Source organism: Pseudarthrobacter sp. NPDC059871 (assembly GCF_042731175.1).
Lineage (GTDB): Bacteria > Actinomycetota > Actinomycetes > Actinomycetales > Micrococcaceae > Arthrobacter.
This window is the reverse complement of record NZ_JBHWJV010000004.1, coordinates 213033-229901: the sequence shown is the minus strand read 5'-3', so window position 1 is coordinate 229901 and position 16869 is coordinate 213033. Positions and strand designations below refer to the sequence as shown.

General features: G+C 66.6%; 14 protein-coding genes and 1 tRNA gene. 2 read left to right on the top strand and 13 right to left on the bottom strand.

The genetic code is table 11. The features are described 5' to 3' along the window. The 3 genes from ACFV4R_RS07910 to ACFV4R_RS07900 all read right to left on the bottom strand — a co-directional run bounded on the left by ACFV4R_RS07910 (position 1) and on the right by ACFV4R_RS07900 (position 2052). A complete protein-coding gene (locus ACFV4R_RS07910; RefSeq protein ID WP_377201835.1) occupies positions 1–369 on the bottom strand; it encodes a glyoxalase superfamily protein in 369 nt (122 codons plus the stop codon). Between the two features lie 58 nt (positions 370–427). Beyond that, on the bottom strand, positions 428–1063 hold the full coding sequence (upp, locus tag ACFV4R_RS07905; RefSeq protein WP_056076631.1) for a uracil phosphoribosyltransferase: 636 nt from the start codon (positions 1061–1063) through the stop codon (positions 428–430). Positions 1064–1227: 164 nt separating this feature from the next. Then, positions 1228–2052 carry a phosphatase PAP2 family protein gene (locus ACFV4R_RS07900; protein WP_377201834.1) on the bottom strand — a complete coding sequence of 275 codons (825 nt, stop codon included), beginning with the start codon at positions 2050–2052 and terminating at the stop codon, positions 1228–1230. 58 nt (positions 2053–2110) lie between these two features. On the opposite strand from ACFV4R_RS07900, the gene ACFV4R_RS07895 reads away from it, so the two are divergent. Next, the gene (locus tag ACFV4R_RS07895) at positions 2111–2617 is read left to right on the top strand and encodes a nucleoside deaminase (RefSeq protein ID WP_091718187.1); all 507 of its coding nucleotides are present in this window, start codon (positions 2111–2113) and stop codon (positions 2615–2617) included. Positions 2618–2673: 56 nt separating this feature from the next. Here the strand turns inward: ACFV4R_RS07895 and ACFV4R_RS07890 are convergent, their stop codons facing one another. From ACFV4R_RS07890 to ACFV4R_RS07875, 4 genes are all read right to left on the bottom strand, one after another. After that, positions 2674–3756: a glycosyltransferase family 4 protein gene (locus tag ACFV4R_RS07890; RefSeq protein ID WP_377201833.1), complete on the bottom strand. Its 1083-nt coding sequence runs from the start codon at positions 3754–3756 to the stop codon at positions 2674–2676. 3 nt (positions 3757–3759) lie between these two features. Next, positions 3760–4155 (bottom strand): 6-carboxytetrahydropterin synthase, encoded by a 396-nt coding sequence (locus ACFV4R_RS07885; RefSeq protein ID WP_091718183.1) that lies wholly within the window; start codon positions 4153–4155, stop codon positions 3760–3762. Between the two features lie 80 nt (positions 4156–4235). Continuing rightward, a complete protein-coding gene (locus tag ACFV4R_RS07880) occupies positions 4236–5258 on the bottom strand; it encodes a zinc-binding alcohol dehydrogenase (RefSeq protein ID WP_377201832.1) in 1023 nt (340 codons plus the stop codon). Positions 5259–5464: 206 nt separating this feature from the next. Beyond that, positions 5465–7057 (bottom strand): DUF222 domain-containing protein, encoded by a 1593-nt coding sequence (locus ACFV4R_RS07875; RefSeq protein WP_377201879.1) that lies wholly within the window; start codon positions 7055–7057, stop codon positions 5465–5467. Positions 7058–7231: 174 nt separating this feature from the next. Here ACFV4R_RS07875 and ACFV4R_RS07870 point away from each other — a divergent pair. Then, positions 7232–7321 (top strand) — tRNA-Ser (locus ACFV4R_RS07870). Between the two features lie 183 nt (positions 7322–7504). On the opposite strand, the gene ACFV4R_RS07865 is transcribed toward ACFV4R_RS07870, so the two are convergent. The 6 genes from ACFV4R_RS07865 to ACFV4R_RS07840 form a co-directional block, all read right to left on the bottom strand. Next, the gene (locus tag ACFV4R_RS07865; RefSeq protein WP_377201831.1) at positions 7505–9784 is read right to left on the bottom strand and encodes a gluconokinase, GntK/IdnK-type; all 2280 of its coding nucleotides are present in this window, start codon (positions 9782–9784) and stop codon (positions 7505–7507) included. A gap of 10 nt (positions 9785–9794) precedes the next feature. Beyond that, entirely contained in the window at positions 9795–11024 is a 1230-nt protein-coding gene (gene manD, locus ACFV4R_RS07860; protein ID WP_056076642.1) for a D-mannonate dehydratase ManD, read from the bottom strand. 108 nt (positions 11025–11132) lie between these two features. Continuing rightward, positions 11133–12542 (bottom strand): glucuronide transporter, encoded by a 1410-nt coding sequence (uidB, locus tag ACFV4R_RS07855; RefSeq protein ID WP_377201830.1) that lies wholly within the window; start codon positions 12540–12542, stop codon positions 11133–11135. 271 nt (positions 12543–12813) lie between these two features. Beyond that, entirely contained in the window at positions 12814–14271 is a 1458-nt protein-coding gene (locus ACFV4R_RS07850; RefSeq protein ID WP_377201878.1) for a mannitol dehydrogenase family protein, read from the bottom strand. 11 nt (positions 14272–14282) lie between these two features. Next, the gene (gene uxaC, locus ACFV4R_RS07845; protein WP_377201829.1) at positions 14283–15707 is read right to left on the bottom strand and encodes a glucuronate isomerase; all 1425 of its coding nucleotides are present in this window, start codon (positions 15705–15707) and stop codon (positions 14283–14285) included. 73 nt (positions 15708–15780) lie between these two features. Further along, complete coding sequence (locus ACFV4R_RS07840; RefSeq protein WP_377201828.1) at positions 15781–16851, bottom strand: LacI family DNA-binding transcriptional regulator; 1071 nt, start codon at positions 16849–16851, stop codon at positions 15781–15783. Between the last annotated feature and the right edge of the window lie 18 nt (positions 16852–16869).

Here is a 16869-nt window from a genome sequence, read left to right as displayed (position 1 = left end):
TTACCGTCCCGGGATGTACTGGACGGCCCAGCGGTTGCCGTCGGGGTCTGCGAAGTACACGAAATGACCCCAGTCCTGGACGTCCACATCGCTGACGTCCACGCCGTTGTTCTTCAGGTGGTCGTGGGCGGCCTGGATGTCACTGACCACCAGCTGGAGGTTGGAGCCTGTACCCGGAGGAGCGTCCGTGAGGCCTTCACCGATGCAGATGGAACATGCCGAGCCGGGCGGGGTCAGCTGCACGAAGCGGATGGACTCCGACGGGCGTTCGTCGAAGTCGGCGTTGAAACCAACCTTGTTAACGTAGAAATCCTTGGCGCGGTCCACATCGGACACGGGGACAAACACGAGTTCAAGTTTCCAGTCCATTGCCACAGGCTACGGCCGGACCCCATATTGCGGAAGGCCCTCCGCCCGGTCGATGCGGTTAGCCGGCGATGCCGTACAGGCGGTCTCCCGCATCCCCAAGGCCCGGAACGATGTAGGACTTTTCGTTCAGCTTCTCGTCAATCGAGGCGAGGACGATGTGCACGTTTGCCTCGCCCAGCTCCTCCTCCAGCTTGGCCAGGCCCTCCGGGGCCGCAAGCAGGCAGATGCACGTGACGTCCGAGGCCCCGCGCTTGAACAGGAACTTGATGGCCTCGCGCAGCGTTCCGCCCGTGGCAAGCATGGGGTCCAGGACGAAGACCTGCCGGCCGGTAAGGTCCTCGGGCAGCCGCTCGGCATAGGTGATGATATCCAGGGTTTCCTCGTCGCGGGCCATGCCCAGGAAACCCACTTCTGCGGTGGGGACCAGCTTGGTCATACCCTCCAGCATGCCGAGGCCGGCGCGCAGGATGGGGACCACCAACGGCGTGGGCTTGGTGAAGGCCGTGCCCACAGTGGTGCTGACCGGCGTCTCGATAGTGACGGGTTCGGTGCGGACCTCGCGCGTGGCCTCGTACGCCAGCAGTGTCACCAGCTCTTCGGTCAGCTGCCGGAACACGGGCGAAGGGGTGTTCTTATCCCGGAGGACAGTGAGCTTATGGGCGACCAGCGGGTGGTCCACAACGAGAGTGCGCATTGCTCAAAACTATCATCCGGCGCTGTCCATGCCGGAGTTCCTGGCTTGGGCTCTTGGCGCGTGACCCGCCTGCCGGGGTGCGTCCCGGCGTCGTGAACCTACCCTCGGGGGTGCGCCCCGGCGTCGTGAACCTACCCTCGGGGGTGCGTGCCGGCGTCGTGAACCTACCCTCGGGGGTGCGTCCCGCCGTCGTGGTCCGTTCCGCGGCCATGCGTTCCGCCGTCGTGGTGCATGGCGTCCGCTACGACATCGCGCACCACGGGACGCTCAAACGTGGGCGCCGGCCCGGCATGTTGCTTCCGCCGGATCAGATGGAACATCCGGTGGGCCAGGATGACGAACCCGACCCAGGCCAGGCCCAGCGTCCAGCCGGCAATGACGTCGGTCAACCAGTGGTGGCCCAGGAAAACCCGGCTCAGGCCCATGGAAACAATGAAGACGGTACCCGCGGTGATGGCCGTGATGCGGACGCTGAGGACCTGGAACTGCAGGCAGATGATGTACACCAGCACGCCGATCACCACCGTGGTGTTGAGGGTGTGCCCGCTGGGAAACGACGGCGAGTCTTCGTACGGCGGAACAGCTTCGGAGTGGTCCGGCCGGGTCCGGCCCACCAGCCGCTTACCCAGGGTGGTGGCCGCTGTGGAAACCGCAGCTGCGCCGCCAACGAGGAGGAGCGGGCGCCACGACCTGCTGAGGAAGGTCAGCCACGCGGTGAGGAGCGTGGCGAGGATGGGCATGCCGATGCCGCCGCCAATGTTGGTGAAACCCGTGACGAACGCATCAAGTCCGGGATTCCGCAGTGACTGTGCGTAGTCCAGGGCGGGGATATCAAGGCTCGCCAGGCCTTCGTCATCCACCACGTCCGAATACACTTCGGCGCCCAGCAGCGCCATGGCGACGATCAGGGTTCCGCCCACGGCCATGGTCAGCCACAAGGCGGCATACGGTTTGATCCAACGGTCCACGCGGTCCCGAACGGTACTCACGGCGCCTCCCCGGCATTCAGTACGCAGGCTTACTATCCCTCGAAACTATCATTGAGCCATGGTCTCCGCATCGAACAGTTACGACGAGTGGATGGGCCTCGCCCTGGCGGAAGCCCGCGCGGCGCTCGCTACCGGCGATGTTCCCATTGGCGCCGTGGTGCTGGGGCCCGACGGCGAGGTGCTGGGTTCGGGGCGGAACCAGCGGGAGGAGCTCGGAGACCCCACCGCCCATGCCGAGGTGGTGGCCATCCGCCAGGCTGCAGAGCGGCTGCGGGAACTGGCACGGCTCGGCGGCGGCCCGGACGACGGGTGGCGGCTGTCCGACTGCACGCTGGTGGTCACGTTGGAACCATGCGCCATGTGCGCCGGGGCCATTGTTCTTGCCCGGATTCCCCGGGTGGTGTTCGGCGCCTGGGACGAAAAGGCTGGCGCAGCGGGGTCCGTGTTCGACATCCTCCGTGAGCGGCGGCTCAACCACTGGGTGGAGGTCTACCCCGGCATCCGGGAAGACGAGAGCTCGGTGCTGCTGCGGGACTTCTTTGCGGATCACCGGACACGGTTGTAGTCGCCACCACTTCGGCTGGTGAGCGGAGACCTTTTTAGTCTTGCCCTGGCTGGGCTCTACCCGGCGCCGGTCAGCGCACGCACGACGTTCCCTGCCGTCTTCTCCCAGCCGGGCAGGAGGCCACGCGCTTCCAGGGCCCGGCTGCGCCAGTCCCGCTGCACAGCGTGGTTCTCAAGCCACTGCCGAAGGGTCCGGCCGAGTACGGCTGCGTCCGCTTCGCCCCCGCGTGGCAGCGTCAGCGCCGCCCCAGGAAGGCGCATGCCGCCGTCGGCATCCTTCAGTGAGGCAAGGTCCAGCGCTTCGACCGCACCGGTACCCTGCCGGACCACTACCGGAACACCGCGGGCGAGCGACTCGGTGACCACCATCCCAAACGCTTCTTCGCGCGAGACAAGAAGGCTCAGGTCTGCACGGTTCCATTCCGCCTCAAGCGCATCCCCCGTCAACTCCCCCGTGAGCTGCACTCTTCCGGCCAGCCCGCTGCGGGCGATGGCTTCCTCCACCTGCTTGGCGTAGGCCGGATCTGCCTGCTCCGATCCCACCAGCGAGGCCGTCCACTCTAAATCCTGGATGCCGGCGAGGGCCGCCACGGTGAGGAGCTGGTCCTTGTTGGGCAGCAGTGCGGCCACGGCGAGGAGGTGTGGAGGCCGGGAGCCTGTGGCGGGTGGGGCCGGATCGGCTCCGGGGAGGGCGACCCGGGCGTTGGGAAGGCCGCGCGCTTTGAGGATGGCGGCCGCGCTGCTGCTGGTGCAGATGACACCCGACGCCGCACGGAGTGCCCTTGCTTCTTTCTGCAACGCTTCCGGGCCGGAGGTTTCCGGGACGGGCATATGCACCAGGACGAAAGTTCGCCGGCCCGCCTTGGCCGCGAATTCGAGCTCGTCCGGGGCGCCGACGGCGACCAGTCCGTCCACCAGCACCACGGCTGACTGGTGTTCCGGTTGCGGTTCCCACGCGCCAAGAATGCTGCCGAACCGGCGTCGTTCCTTGGCAGAAGCGTGGGGCCAGTTCCCTTCGACCGGAAGCAGGCGTACGTCCCAGCCCAGGCTTTTCATTCCCTCTGCCAGGCGGGCGTTGTAGACGTTACCGCCGGAGCTGTGGCGAATGTTGGCGGGGACCAGCAACCGCACCACGCGCATGGATCAGGCGTTGAGGTCCAGCGAGAACGTGGCCCAGGCATCCGGATTCTCGCGGAGGGTGACGTCGATCCCGTCAAGGTGGCGGCCGTCGTCGTCATCGCTGATTTTCTCCGCCACGGCCTGGGCAATGTACTGGGCGAGGGCCTCGGTAGTGCTGAGCTTGCCCTCGAAGTCCGGGTGCTCGTCCAGGTTCTTGTAGTTCAGTCCGTCAAGGACCTCCTCGATCACGGTTCCGGCGGCGCCGATATCCAAGACGATCGCGTTGTCATTCAGGGCACGACGGCGGAACGCCACCTCCGCGACGAAGGTTGCACCGTGCAGGCCCTGGGCCGGTCCGAACGCCTCACGCGGCAGGCTGTGGGCGATCATGAAGTGTCGGCGGACGGTCAGGCTGAACATGGATTACCTCTGGCTCTGTTTGGTGGAGTCGGTCTGGTGTGGTGAATCGGTGGGCTTGGCGTGTGCCGGCTGTCGGGTTTTCAGGCCGGGTCTTCAGGCTGGCGGGCGGCGTCCTGCGGGTACTCGATGACGTGGCAGAGGGCTTCGAGGCTTCCATCGGATAGGCCCTGGACCACGTCCGGGAGGTCCTCGAAGGCTGACTGTCCGGTGAGGAAAGCGTCGAAGACGGGGTCGGTGAGAAGGGAGACGGCCAGGTCGAGGCGGTCGGCGTTGGTCCGGCGGTGCCGGCGGGACCGGGCCACCATGCCCACCTGGCTTGCCCTGATGGAAAGCCTCCGGGCGTGGAAGTCCTCCCCCAGGGGCACGGTGACCTTCCGGTCCGCGTACCAGGACATCTCGATGACGTTCCCGTCGTCGCCCACAAGCTGGAGGCTGCGTTCCAGGCCTTCCTGGGAGGCCGAGCAATGGATCACGATGTCGCAGTCGTCAAGGGCGTCCTCGGGGCTCGTGAACTCGACGCCGATGGTGTCTGCCAGCTTCTTCCGTCCCGGATCCACGTCAACGAGTTGAAGACGCTGAAGCGGGAAGGTGCGCAGCAGGGTAGCCACCATCCCGCCCACCAAGCCGGCCCCGACGACGGCGACGCGGTCCCCCAGCTTTGGTTCGGCCTCCCACAGGGCATTGATGGCCGTTTCCACCGTTCCGGTGAGCACGGCTCGCTGTGACGGGACGCCATCGGGGATTCTTGTGAGGGCGGCCACCGGGATGACGTACCGGTCCTGGTGCGGGCTGAGGCAGAAGACGCGCTGTCCTTTCCACTCGGCCGGGCCTTCCTCCACGACGCCGACCGACAGGTAGCCGAACTTCACCGGGCCGGGAAAGTCCCCTTCCTGGTGCGGAGCGCGCATCCCGTCAGCAACCCTGGGTGGCACCGCGCCCCGGTGGACCACCATCTCGGTGCCCCTGCTGATACCGGAGTACAGTGCGCGGACCACGGCCTCCCCCGGCTCTGGTGCCGGCAAGTCCTCGGACCGAAGCTCGCCCTGTTCTTTCGCGGTGGTCCAGTAGGCGGTGGCGCGGTGCGGCAATTCTGAATTAGTCATCTTGCTGTCGAATCTATCGGGACGGGCGTTCGGGAGGAAGGTCCGACGGCGGGTGTCGCCATTTCAGCGGGTCCACGTCAGCAAGGTGGAGGGCACCTGGTGAGATCCACCTGGCTGGTTCTTTTGCCGGGTTCCACGAGGGCACGGGAGCGTGGGAGGCAGGATATTCGCCGCACCTTCAGCCTTGCCGGTCAGATCAGGTCAGGTCAGGTGAAGGAAAGCTCTTGTAGCCAGTGTTCCCGTTGCGGATCGGTGGGCAACTCGAAGGGAGCCGCGTAGAAGGCTTCCCAGAGCGGATCATCCGGGGAGAGATCGTCGGAGGCTACACGGTCCCCGCAAACGAATTCTTCGTCCAGCAATTCGTCATCCGGTGGATCGGCAAGGAGGTAGTCGGGGCAGACCGCAATGCCGGCAAGGATCTGTTGTTCCAGTGAGCCTGTCATGTGCAGCGCATCGAGGAGTGCGGGTGGCCAGTGTGGTGGTTGGGGGTCGGGGTGTTGTGCTGGGTAGTGGCGGCCTGTGGGTGAGGTCCAGCCGGGTGGTTCAGTTTCGGTGGCGGGTGTGGGGGTCCAGCCGCTGTTGTGCTTGAGCCGGTGATGCTTCGGACAGAGCTGGGCCAGGTTGCTGACTCCTGTTGTCCCGTGGTGCTGCCAGGCGGTGAGGTGGTCGGTGTCGTTGTCGGTGCTGGGGTTGGTGCAGCCGGGGAACGTGCAGTGTCCATCGCGCATCCTGATCCAGCGTTTCATTGCCTCCGACAGCCGGTAGCTGGTCCGGCCTATCTCCAAGGGCGCTCCGTCACAGGGGTCGACGAGGACCCGGTAGAACGAGGCCGCCCCGTCGGCGACGAGTTTTCTGGCCATGGCTGCCGGGATGGGGCCGTACCCGTCGAGGTCTGCCGGTTCGTCGGTGCGTCCCAGCATGGTGAAGAGCGGCACGGTGACCAGCACGTCGGCTTTGGGTGTCGCTGGTTGTGAGAGGTGGTTGCCTGGTTCGCCGAGGAGGAGCGCGGCGGCGACGTCCGGCCGCAACTGGGTGAGGGTGCGTGTCTCGCCGGGGCCTTGGAGGCCGCGGGCGAGAGCTGTGGTCTTGTTCCAGATGGCGCAGGCGGTGTCCCCGGGCAGGACCAGGGTAATCGATGCCATCCCGTCAGCATCGGGGCGGTATTCCATCCGCCGCTCCGCCACACACCTGGTGTGCCGTTCCTGGACGGATGCGGGGTAGGTGCGTTCGCGCCAGGTCCTGACTTTCCGGCGGAACAGGTGCGCCACGAGGTCACCGGGCGCGGACCCCCGGGCCGGGTTGGGGGCGTCGGGGTCGAAGAAATGCGCGACCAGCGCGGCAGCGCTTTCGGGGGCGAGGCAGTCGGTTTCGTCGGCGACGATTACCGCGTGCCGCCACGACATCACCCCCGCAGCCAGCGCACCCGCTACCGCCGGCATCGCACAGATTCTCCGGGACTGGCTGATGAACGCCGCCGCCGCGCCCGGGCTGAGCGTCAGGACCCCGGCGACCTCCGCCGCCGTGGACATCTCCATAAACGCCCGCTCCGACCCCGTGGCGTCCGGCGGCGTCACCGCCTCCTGGAACTCGGCGAACTCCGCCACGTCCCTTGCCTTGCCCGCCGCCACCTGGGCCTCCAACTGCTTCCAGAACGCCAACCTCTGTAGTCGAAGCTCAGACTTCCGCTCCAACGCATCAACCGCTCCGGAGGCTCCGGCATCAGGGTCGCTCCGGTCCAGCTCGACGTCCTCAAGGAACAGCGCGTCCAGGCCGGCGACAGAGGCCCGAAGACCCTCCATCACCGCTGTCTCCTCGACCGGAGAAGCCGCCGCGTTTCCCATAAAAGGAGTCTCGCGCGAGGGTCTGACATTCACAGTGCACCCGTTAGACCACCGATTACAGCCTCTGGCATCGTGCGCCAAGGTGTTGTCGTTTTGGGGATGTGCGCCTTGCTCCGGTACCCTATTGAGGTTGGTGACGTGTCCGAGCGGCCGAAGGTGCAACACTCGAAATGTTGTTTGGTGTAAAAGCCAACGTGGGTTCAAATCCCACCGTCACCGCCACTAAGAAGGCCCCCGTTCCTCTGGAGGATCGGGGGCCTTCTGCGTTTCTGGATTCACGGCCGTCCTCAATCTGATCGGCTTGCTCATGGCCCGCCGTGGGCCAACCTGACTGCCCAGGGGACATAGACAAAGCGCCGGACGCAGGGGTTCTCCCCGCGCCCGGCGCCCTGAGCCCGGCGGCTGTTACAGCCGGGTGTCGAAGGAATCGCAGAACACGTTGTCGTTGAACGTGCCCTGGAATTCGGATTTGCCCTGGATCTTCGCCACGGCAGCCCTGATGGCCTCGCGCGATCCGGCATGCGCGTGGATGGCGGTCTTCACCATCGGCACGTCAATCAGGTGGTTCGGCTGGTTCAGGGAGACAAACACCGTGGGGACCTCCGTGGCGTACCACGGGATTTCGGCCGCCATCGGGGAGGACCACTTGATCCGGATGGCCGCTTCCTGCGCGAAGCCCTTGACGTTGGCGAACACGAAGGCAGCGTCATACCGGTCCGCGTAGTCGGCGGTGGCCTCTTCAGCCAGGACGGACATGAAGTTCACGCCGGTCTCCCCCGCAGCCTCGCGCTGCTCCGCGGTCCGGAACAGGTCCACGTCGAAGCCGGCCGCAACCAGCTCTTCCTTGACCGTTTCCAGGTACGCCAGCGGATCGGCGCGGGTAAAGTCGGCCCCGCCGGAGATGCCGTAGAGCCGGATCCGCGGATGCGTTTCGGGCGTGATGGGCAGGTTTCCGGCGGTGTCCTTGACCAGGGTGACGGTCTTGTCGGCCACCTCGGCGGCGACAGCACGGTGCACGTCAGAACCTATGACCGACAACGCTGAGGCCGGTGGTACCAGCTCCTCCAAGGACTTGCGGTGCAGCCCCAGCGAGGCCTTCAGCCCAAGGATCCGCCGGAGCGCATCCTGCAGCCGCTGCTCCGTAATCACGCCGGACTTGTAGCCATCCAGCATGAACTGGAAGTCTTCCGCCGGGTTCCGGAAGAACAGAAACATGTCGCAGCCGGCCGCGATGGTTGCCGGCACCAGGTCCTTGCGCTTCTGCGCCTGGGTGAGGCCCACCATGAGCGACGCATCGGTAAGGACCAGCCCGTTGAAGCCGAGCTCGCCGCGCAGCAGGTCCTGCAGCAGCTCCGGCGCCAGCGTCGCCGGCAGGATGTCGGCGTCGGACAGGCCCGGACGGAAGTGCCGGGATACCTCCGGCGCTCCAATATGGCCCACCATGATGGACTGCACGCCGTGCCCGATCATCTCGCGGTACGCGTGCCCGTACGTCCGGTCCCACTCCTCGTAGGAGAACGTGTTGTAGGACGTGACCACGTGCTGGTCGCGTTCGTCCACGCCGTCGCCCGGGAAGTGTTTCATGGCGCAGACGGTGGGAGATTCGCTGATCCCGTCGAAGTACTCCTTCGCCCGCTCCACCACGATCTCCGGGGTGTTGCCGAACGAGCGCGTGGAGATCACTGTGTTCCGCCAGTTGTAGTGGATGTCCACGATCGGCGCGAACGCCCAGTTGCAGCCCAGGGCCGCAGTTTCGACGCCGGCCACCTGGCCCATCTGCCGCGCAATGTTCTTGTCCGGGTGCGAACCGGCCTGCAGGTGCGTAGAAACGAACGTGCCGTCGTCGCAACTTCCTGCCCCGCCCATTTCCGGGTTGGAGGCGATCAGCAGCGGCACGCGGGACTTCGACTGCGCGTACCGGATGTGCTCCTGGACGGCGGCGGACGGCCCCGGGCGGTACCGCATGCCGCCCACGTGGTAGTTCTCCAGGACGTCGTCAAGGTATTCGGGCGAGTAGCCGTTGTTGTGGTTGATGAACAGCTGCCCGATCTTTTCCTCGAGCGTCATTGAGCTGATCGTCTCCTCCACCCAGGCCACCGCGTCGCCGTCGAGATTGAACGGGGCGGCCGCAAGGTCGACGTCGAACTGCCGCGGCCAGGTGCCTGCGCTACCGGAGGCAGGACGTACGACGGCGGCAATGCTGGCGAGTGCCGACGCCACTACCTCGTCAACGGGCGCGGAGATGTCCACGACGAACCCGGCTTCGTCCGCTTCCAGCGGTTCGAGCGTAGCGAGCTGGGAGTCCAGCAGCGTGGTGGGCATGAAATGCCCGGAGCGGCCTTCGAGCCGGCGGGCGAGGACGTCCTTGCTGCCGTGCAGGTGCAGGAAGACGGTGTCCGGCGCCTGCTGGCGGATGGCGTCGCGATAACTGCGGCGCAGTGCCGAGCAGGCGAGGACCAGTCCCCCGTCGCCGGCTTTGGCCAGCTCGGAACCGACCGTGGCGAGCCAGGGCCAGCGGTCGTCGTCGGTGAGCGGGGTTCCCGCAGCCATCTTGGCGACGTTCTCCACGGGGTGGAGCGAGTCGCCGTCGAGGAACGGTACGCCCAACTCACGGGCCACGAGGTCGCCGATAGTGGTCTTTCCGCACCCGGAAACACCCATGACAATGATGCGGTGCTTAGTCATTGCTGCTGCCTCACCAGTCATGGACGGTGCCGTCAACTAGGCGGTTGTACGGCAGGTAGGCCTGCTGGTACGGGAACGCCGCGGCGGCTTCCTCGTTGAACTCGACGCCGATGCCCGGCTCGTCGCCCGGGTGCAGGTAGCCGTCCTTGAAGGTCATGGACTGGTGGAAGACCTCGTTGGTCTTGTCCGAGTGCTGCATGTACTCCTGGATGCCGTAGTTGTGGATGGCCAGGCCCACGTGGAGCTGGGCGGCGAAGCCCACCGGAGAGATATCGGTGGGGCCATGGAAGCCGGACTTGATCTGGTACTGGGCGGCGAAATCCATGACCTTCTTCAGCGGGGAGATGCCGCCGAAGTGGGTGGATGCTGCGCGGACGTAGTCGATCAGCTGTTCCTTGATGATGGTCTGGTAGTCGTACACGGTGTTGAAGATCTCGCCGATGGCCAGCGGCGTGGTGGTGTGCTGGCGGACCAGGCGCAGGGCCTCCTGGTTCTCGGCAGGCGTGCAGTCCTCAAGCCAGAACAGGTCGTACGGTTCCAGGGCCTTGCCGAGCTTGGCGGCCTGGATGGGCGTCATCCGGTGGTGGCCGTCGTGCAGCAGCGGGATTTCCGGGCCGAACTCGTTGCGGACCGCCTCAAAAACGCTGGGCAGGTGGCGCAGGTAAGCGCGGGTGTCCCAGTCTTCCTCCACGGGGAACGCGCCGCGGCCGGCAGGTTCGTAGTCGTACCGCTCACCCGAGGCCTGCGCCTGGGCAGCCACACCGTAGACGGCCTTGATGCCCGGGACTGCGGTCTGGATGCGGATGGACTTGTAGCCCAGTTCCAGGTGCTCACGGACGGAGTCGAACAGTGACGGGATGTCAGCACCCGACGCGTGGCCGTAGGCACGCAGGCCATTGCGGGACGCACCACCGAGGAGCTGGTAGACCGGCATGCCGGCCACCTTGCCCTTGATGTCCCACAAAGCCATGTCGACGGCGGCGATGGCCGCCATGGTGACGGGGCCACGGCGCCAGTAGGAGGACCGGTACAGGAACTGCCAGGTGTCCTCGATCCGGTGCGGGTCCTTGCCGATCAGCAGCTGGGCAACGTGCTCCTTCAGGTACGCGGCGACGGCGAGTTCACGGCCGTTCAGGGTGGCATCACCAATACCGGTCACACCGTCCTCGGTAGTGATCCGGAGCGTGACGAAGTTACGCGACGGGCTGGTGACGAACACTTCGGCGGCAATGATTTTCACAGCTGGTCCTTTCGAGCGGGGCTGGGCTGGTCTGCGGGTGGTTGAGAGGGCCGGGGGTCTAAGGGGCCGGGTCTGGCGATCTGGTGTGGCGGGTGATGCTGGTACGGGCTAGCTGTTGTGCACTGCGGGCTTCGGTGCGGCGGGGGCAGCAGCCTGCTGGACGGAGCCGGCATCCGCTGCTCCTTCCGGCTCCGCGCGGCGAGCCTTGATGTCGCGGAGGATTCCTGCATGCATGTCGTCGGTGAGCTTGTAGCGGGACATCACCAGCACGGCCAGGAGAGTGAGGACGGCAGGGATTGCACCTGCGGCCACCTGGATTCCGAATGTTGCCTCGGCGGTTTGGGCCGCCCCGGATTTGTAGCCGCCCAGAGCCAGGGCGTAGGCCGCAAGGGCGCCGCCCACCGCCTGCCCGGTCTTGCGGGTGAAGGAGAAGAGTGCGTAGGTGATGCCCTCGGTGCGGACGCCGGTCTTCCATTCGCCGTATTCCACAGTGTCCGCTTCAAGGGCCCACACCACGATGTTGACGGCCATGACGCCCACCAGGCTGACCACCAGCCCGCCGAATCCGATCCAGGCCTGGCTGGCGGGGGCGAGGAAGATGATGATTCCGCCTGCGATGGTGACAACCGAGGCGTAGATGTAGACATTCTTCTTGCCGATGGTGCGGACCAACCGCGGCATGATGGCCGCCAGCACGAAGGTAAGGACCAGCTGCACGATGGAGAGGACCGGGTACAGGTCCAGCCGGCCCAGCACGTCACGCAGGTAGTACAGCTGGACCGAGGTCAGGGCCAGGTAACCGGAGAGGAACAGGAAAGAGCTCAGGCACAGCATCAACAGCGGTTTGTTGCCCTTGAGCGTGTCCATGCTCTGCTTGAGGGACACATTGGGCACCGAACGGTGGACCCGTTCCTTGGCCGTGAAGACGGTGAAAAAGTACAGGGCCGCGCCAATCACTACGAACGCCAGGGTGATGCCGGTGAAAGTTGCCTGCAGGTTGGCTCCGGGCTTGATCAGCGGCGCTACGAAGATGCCGAGGGACGAGCCCACCAGAGCCGCACCGATCATGCGGGCGGAGCCGAGCTTGGCCCGCTCCCCCGGGTCCTGGGTCATGGCGCCGGCCAAAGAGCCGTAGGGGATGTTCACCAGGCTGTAGGCCAGGCCCAGTGCAGCGTAGGTGACGTACGCGTAGAGGAGGGTGCCGGTTTCGCCGATCTGCGGCACGGAGAACGTGGCAACGCTCAGCAGGAGCAGCGGGATGGAGCCGAACATGATGAACGGACGGAACTTGCCGAACCGCTTGCTGAAGGTCCTGTCGACGATCCGTCCGGCGAAGACGTCCGCGAAGGCGTCAAAGATCCTGACAGCCAGCAGCAGCGTTCCTGCGGCTGCCGCCGAAATCCCGGCAACGTCCGTGTAGTAGACCAGCAGGAACATGGTGGCGGTGGTGAATGCCAGGTTGTTGGCGGCATCGCCGGCGCCATAGCCGACGATGCTGAGCCTGTTCAGCTTCTTCACGAGGGGCTCCTTTACCCACTGCCGCGAGGCAGCACATTGATTAAGTCTGGTTGTAATCCTAGTCACTTGGCAAGGTAATGGCAAGCGGTTGCCATTTGTTTTTGCCCTGCAGAATTTTGCTGCGCGCGGCGGGCGCCTTGGGCCACGTCGCACTACGGAAATGACGCCGGCAGACGCACGCGAAACTGCCCGGACACTTGGGGGCGTCCGGGCAGTTCTGCTTGGCTTGCAGGTGGTGCGGCTGTCGGGCCGCCGGCGGGTGAAGGGCGGCCTACGCCTCTTGGCGGGCGAAGCCTGCGGCGAGTCCGGCGACGAGCTCCACTACGGCACCATCCTGCGAGAGCGGGACGCTCAGCAGTGCGAGCAGGGCCTGCACCCGGTCCGCCCCGGCCAGCGCGCAGGCGGCCGCGATGTCATCCGACAGAGGGTCCTGGACAGAGTGGCCGCTGCCTGCTGCGTCGACGCAGAAAGCAACCCACGCCGCGATCATGGCGGCCGCGCCCTCACCGGACCTCCCGCCGTGGCGCTCTGCCGTCAGGACGGGAACGGCACGCATCCGCAGCTTGGTGCTGCCGTCCATGGCGATCTGGCTCAGGTGGTGCGCAATCCGCGCATTGCGGAACCGCGCCAGCAGCTGCTCCCGGTAGGCCGGTATCTGCAGGTCGGCACCGTGGGCTGCCGCGCCCGTGAGGTTGGCCTCCGCTTCGTCCCAGAAACGTTCGACGGCGGCCAGGCACACCGCGTCTGCCAGGGCTTCGGCAACGGTTGCGTGCCCGCGGAGCTGGCCGGCGTAGGCCAGCAGCGAATGGGCGCCGTTCAGCAGCCAGAGCTTGCGGTTCTCGTAAGGTTCGATCTCGTCGACGAAGACGGCCCCGGCGTCCTCCCAGCGCGGGCGTCCGGCCGGGAAGTCGCCGCTGAGGACCCAGTTGCGGAAGGGCTCGGCCACCACCGGCGAGTTATCGAAGTACCCGCAGGCGGCTTTGACGGACTCGATGTCGGCGTCCGTGGTCCGCGGGGTAATGCGGTCCACGGAAGTGCTGACAAAGCTGATGTTTTCCGCGATCCAGGCCGCGAGCTCCGGATCCCACGCCTCCGCCATGCCCACCACCGCGGTGCTGGCCACGGTGCCGTTGTTGGAGAGGTTGTCGCAGGAGACGACGGCGAGCGGTCCGCCGTCGGCAGCCTTGCGGGCACTGAGGGCCTGGACCAATCGGCCCACCGGGGTGGCCGGCCTGCCGTCCGGGCCGGCGGCGAGTTCCTGGAGGTCCGCGGCGACGCCGGGGGATTTCCTGTCCAGGTGGCCGTCGGACCCGAGCCCGTAGGCGGCCTCGGTGATGGTCAGCGTGACGACGGCGGTGCCCGCGGCGGCGATCAGCGCGGTGAGGCGGCCGGCGTCGGCTCCGTCCACCGCTTCGACGATGCTGCCAACGACTTCGAAGGTGTCGCCGGCGTCCCCGCGCTCAACCACCGTGTACAGGCCGTCCTGCCCTGACAGGGCATCAGCGGCGTCCGGGCGGCGTCCGGTGAACGCTGCAATGCCCCACTCGGCGGCATCCCCGGCGTGCTGCGTGTACCAGGCCTGGTGCGAGCGGTGGAAAGCGCCAAGGCCCAGATGGACGATCCTGACGGGCGCCTTGGGCACGGGCCGCAGGGTCCGGCTGAGCTGCGGGACGGAAGGTGACGCGGCCCCGGGATGGGTAGCGGCGGCCCCGGACGGTCCGGCGGCAATCTTTTCGATGGTCACAGCTTGAAGACCCTTCGCGGGGAGCCGTCAACGATGTCGACGATGAGCTCATGGGCGCGCTCCTCGGTGACCCGGTGCTCGGCCACCAGGCGGGCCAGGAAGGAGGCCTCGATCCGGCGCGAGGCGTCATGCCGGGCGGGAATGGAGCAGAAGGCGCGCGTGTCATCGATGAAGCCGGACGAGCGGGAGAACCCGGCCGTCTCGGTCACGGCAGAGCGGAAGCGGAGCATGGCGTCCGGGGCATCGAGGAACCACCACGGTGCACCGAGGAACACTGACGGATAGAACCCGGCCAGCGGCGCCAGTTCCCGGGAAAAGACCGTCTCGTCCATGGTGAACAGCACCAGGTGGAAGTCCTTGGCGGTGCCGAAATCCTGCAGCAGCGGCCGGACCGCTTCGGTGTAGTCGATGGCGAAGGGGATGTCGTGGCCGCTGTCCGCGCCGTAAGCGTTGAAGGTGGGTTCGTGGTGGTTGCGGAAGGAGCCGGGGTGGATGGTCATCACCAGCCCGTCCTCCACGGACATCCGGGCCATCTGGTACATCATGTGCGCTTCGAAGTCTTCGCGGTCCTGCGCCGTGGCCTTGCCGGAGCGGGCAGCGTCGAACAGGCGGGACGCTTCGGAATCGCTGAGCTTGAGGGTCCGTGGCGTGCGGACGCCGTGATCGGCGGAGACGGCGCCGTTGTCCACGAAGTAGCGGCGGCGGTTCTCGAGGGCGGTGATGTACCCGCCGTAGCCCGTGCCGCCGTCACCCGCTGCGGCAATGAGCCGCTCCACGTTGTCCTGCCACTGCGGGTGCGCGATGTTCAGGTACTGGTCGGGCCGGAACGTGGGCAGGACGCGGCCGTGGAAGGACGGGTCCGCGGCGATGGCCTGGTGGCTGGCCAGGGTGTCCAGCGGGTCATCGGTGGTGGCGAGCACCTCGATGTTGAAGTCCTTGAAGAGTTCGCGGGGACGGAAGCCGGGTTCCTGGAGGCGGGCGGAGATGGCGTCGTAGCTGGCATCGGGGTCAGCGGCGTTCGGCTCTTCCCGGAGGCCGAACACGCTCTGGAACTGGGTACGCAGCCAGTAGCCGGAGGCCGTGCCTTCGAACAGCGGCCAGGCCTTGCAGAACTCGCGCCACACGGTGCGGGCGTCCGGCATCGCGTTGGGGTCGCCCTGGGCGCCCGCCTGGGGCCGCAGCAGGTCCTGGTCAACACCGCTGGCGTGGATCAGGCGGGTGACGTAGTGGTCCGGGCTGACCAGCAGCGCTGCCGGGTCAGGAAAGGCGGTGTTGTGCTCGATGACGGCGGCGTCAACGTGGCCGTGGGGGGAAATGATGGGCAGGTCCTGGACGCGTTCCAGCAGGCCGCGGGCGATGCTCCGCGTTCCGGGGTCAGCGGGCAGGAGCCGGTCGGGGTGGGAAGCAATGGACTGTGACATAGATCAATGATCGTTTTGGCAACCATCATTTGTCAACCGGTTGCCAAAAATTGCCATTCAGTGGCGCAGGGTGTCAGGCAGGGTGGTCCGCCGCCAGGAGCCGGCCGCTGGAACCGCGCAGCACCAGCTCGGTTTCCACCTGCAGCGCCGGGGACACTTCCTCCGCGCCGTGCAGCACCTCCAGCAGCAGGGTTGCCGCCTCGGTGCCGCAGGCCGTCATCGGTGACCGGATGGTGGTCAGCGCCGGGGTGGTGAAATCCGCACCGAAGATATCGTCGAAACCCACAATGCTGATCCGGTCCGGAACCTGCACGCCCGCGGCCAGCAGCTCCTGCATCAGGCCGATGGCAAGGAGGTCGTTGTACGTCATCACTGCCGTGGCACCGCTGGCGACGACGTCGCGCGCAACCTGCCTGCCGCCGTCGACCGTTGGCTTGGAGGACGGAAGCTGGACGCACTCCAGGTGGGACCACTCGCAGGCAGCCTTGACGCCCTCCCAGCGGCGGGTGGTCATCCAGGACTGCGGCGGTCCGGCAACGTAGGCCACCTTCCGGTGGCCGTTGGCTGCGAGGTTCCGCACGGCCTCGCCAATGCCCTTGTTCACATCCGGCACCACCGAGGGGACGCCGTCCACCTGGCGGTTGATCACCACCACCGGCTTCTCCTGGGCCAGTTCGCGGATGCGGGCATCGTCCATGCGGGGGCTGGCCAGGATAAGGCCGTCCACCGTGGTCAGCATTCGGCGCGCTGCTGTCAATTCCGTGTCTGCGGATTCGGCGGACTCGGCGAGCATCAGGGTGTAGTCGCGGGCAGTGGCCGTGGACTCAGCGCCGCGGATGATGCCGAAGAACGTGGGGTTGGTGATGTCGGCGACGATGAGGGCCAGGGTGTTGGTGCGGCCGGTGGGCAGGGCCCGGGCGAAGGGGTTGACCCGGTACTCGAGCTGGGCGGCGGCGTCCTCGATCAGCTTCTGGGTCTTGGCGCTGACCCGGCCTGGCTTGCTGAGCGCGCGGGAAACCGTGGAGGGGTTCACGCCGGCCAGCTTGGCAATGTCATAGATGGTGGCGCTCGATTTGCCGCTGCGGACCGGTTTCCGGGCTTCGGCGGATGAATCGGAAAGGTCCTGCGTCCTGGATTCGCTCACTGCCCCATCCTAACGAGG

Bases quoted from the DNA above. Each gene is read 5' to 3' on its own strand.
- ACFV4R_RS07910 (WP_377201835.1), bottom strand. From the start codon at position 369: ATGGACTGGAAACTTGAACTCGTGTTTGTCCCCGTGTCCGATGTGGAC.
- upp (WP_056076631.1), bottom strand. From the start codon at position 1,063: ATGCGCACTCTCGTTGTGGACCACCCGCTGGTCGCCCATAAGCTCACT.
- ACFV4R_RS07895 (WP_091718187.1), top strand. From the start codon at position 2,111: ATGGTCTCCGCATCGAACAGTTACGACGAGTGGATGGGCCTCGCCCTG.
- ACFV4R_RS07890 (WP_377201833.1), bottom strand. From the start codon at position 3,756: ATGCGCGTGGTGCGGTTGCTGGTCCCCGCCAACATTCGCCACAGCTCC.
- ACFV4R_RS07885 (WP_091718183.1), bottom strand. From the start codon at position 4,155: ATGTTCAGCCTGACCGTCCGCCGACACTTCATGATCGCCCACAGCCTG.
- ACFV4R_RS07880 (WP_377201832.1), bottom strand. From the start codon at position 5,258: ATGACTAATTCAGAATTGCCGCACCGCGCCACCGCCTACTGGACCACC.
- ACFV4R_RS07875 (WP_377201879.1), bottom strand. From the start codon at position 7,057: ATGGAGGGTCTTCGGGCCTCTGTCGCCGGCCTGGACGCGCTGTTCCTT.
- ACFV4R_RS07865 (WP_377201831.1), bottom strand. From the start codon at position 9,784: ATGACTAAGCACCGCATCATTGTCATGGGTGTTTCCGGGTGCGGAAAG.
- uxaC (WP_377201829.1), bottom strand. From the start codon at position 15,707: ATGTCACAGTCCATTGCTTCCCACCCCGACCGGCTCCTGCCCGCTGAC.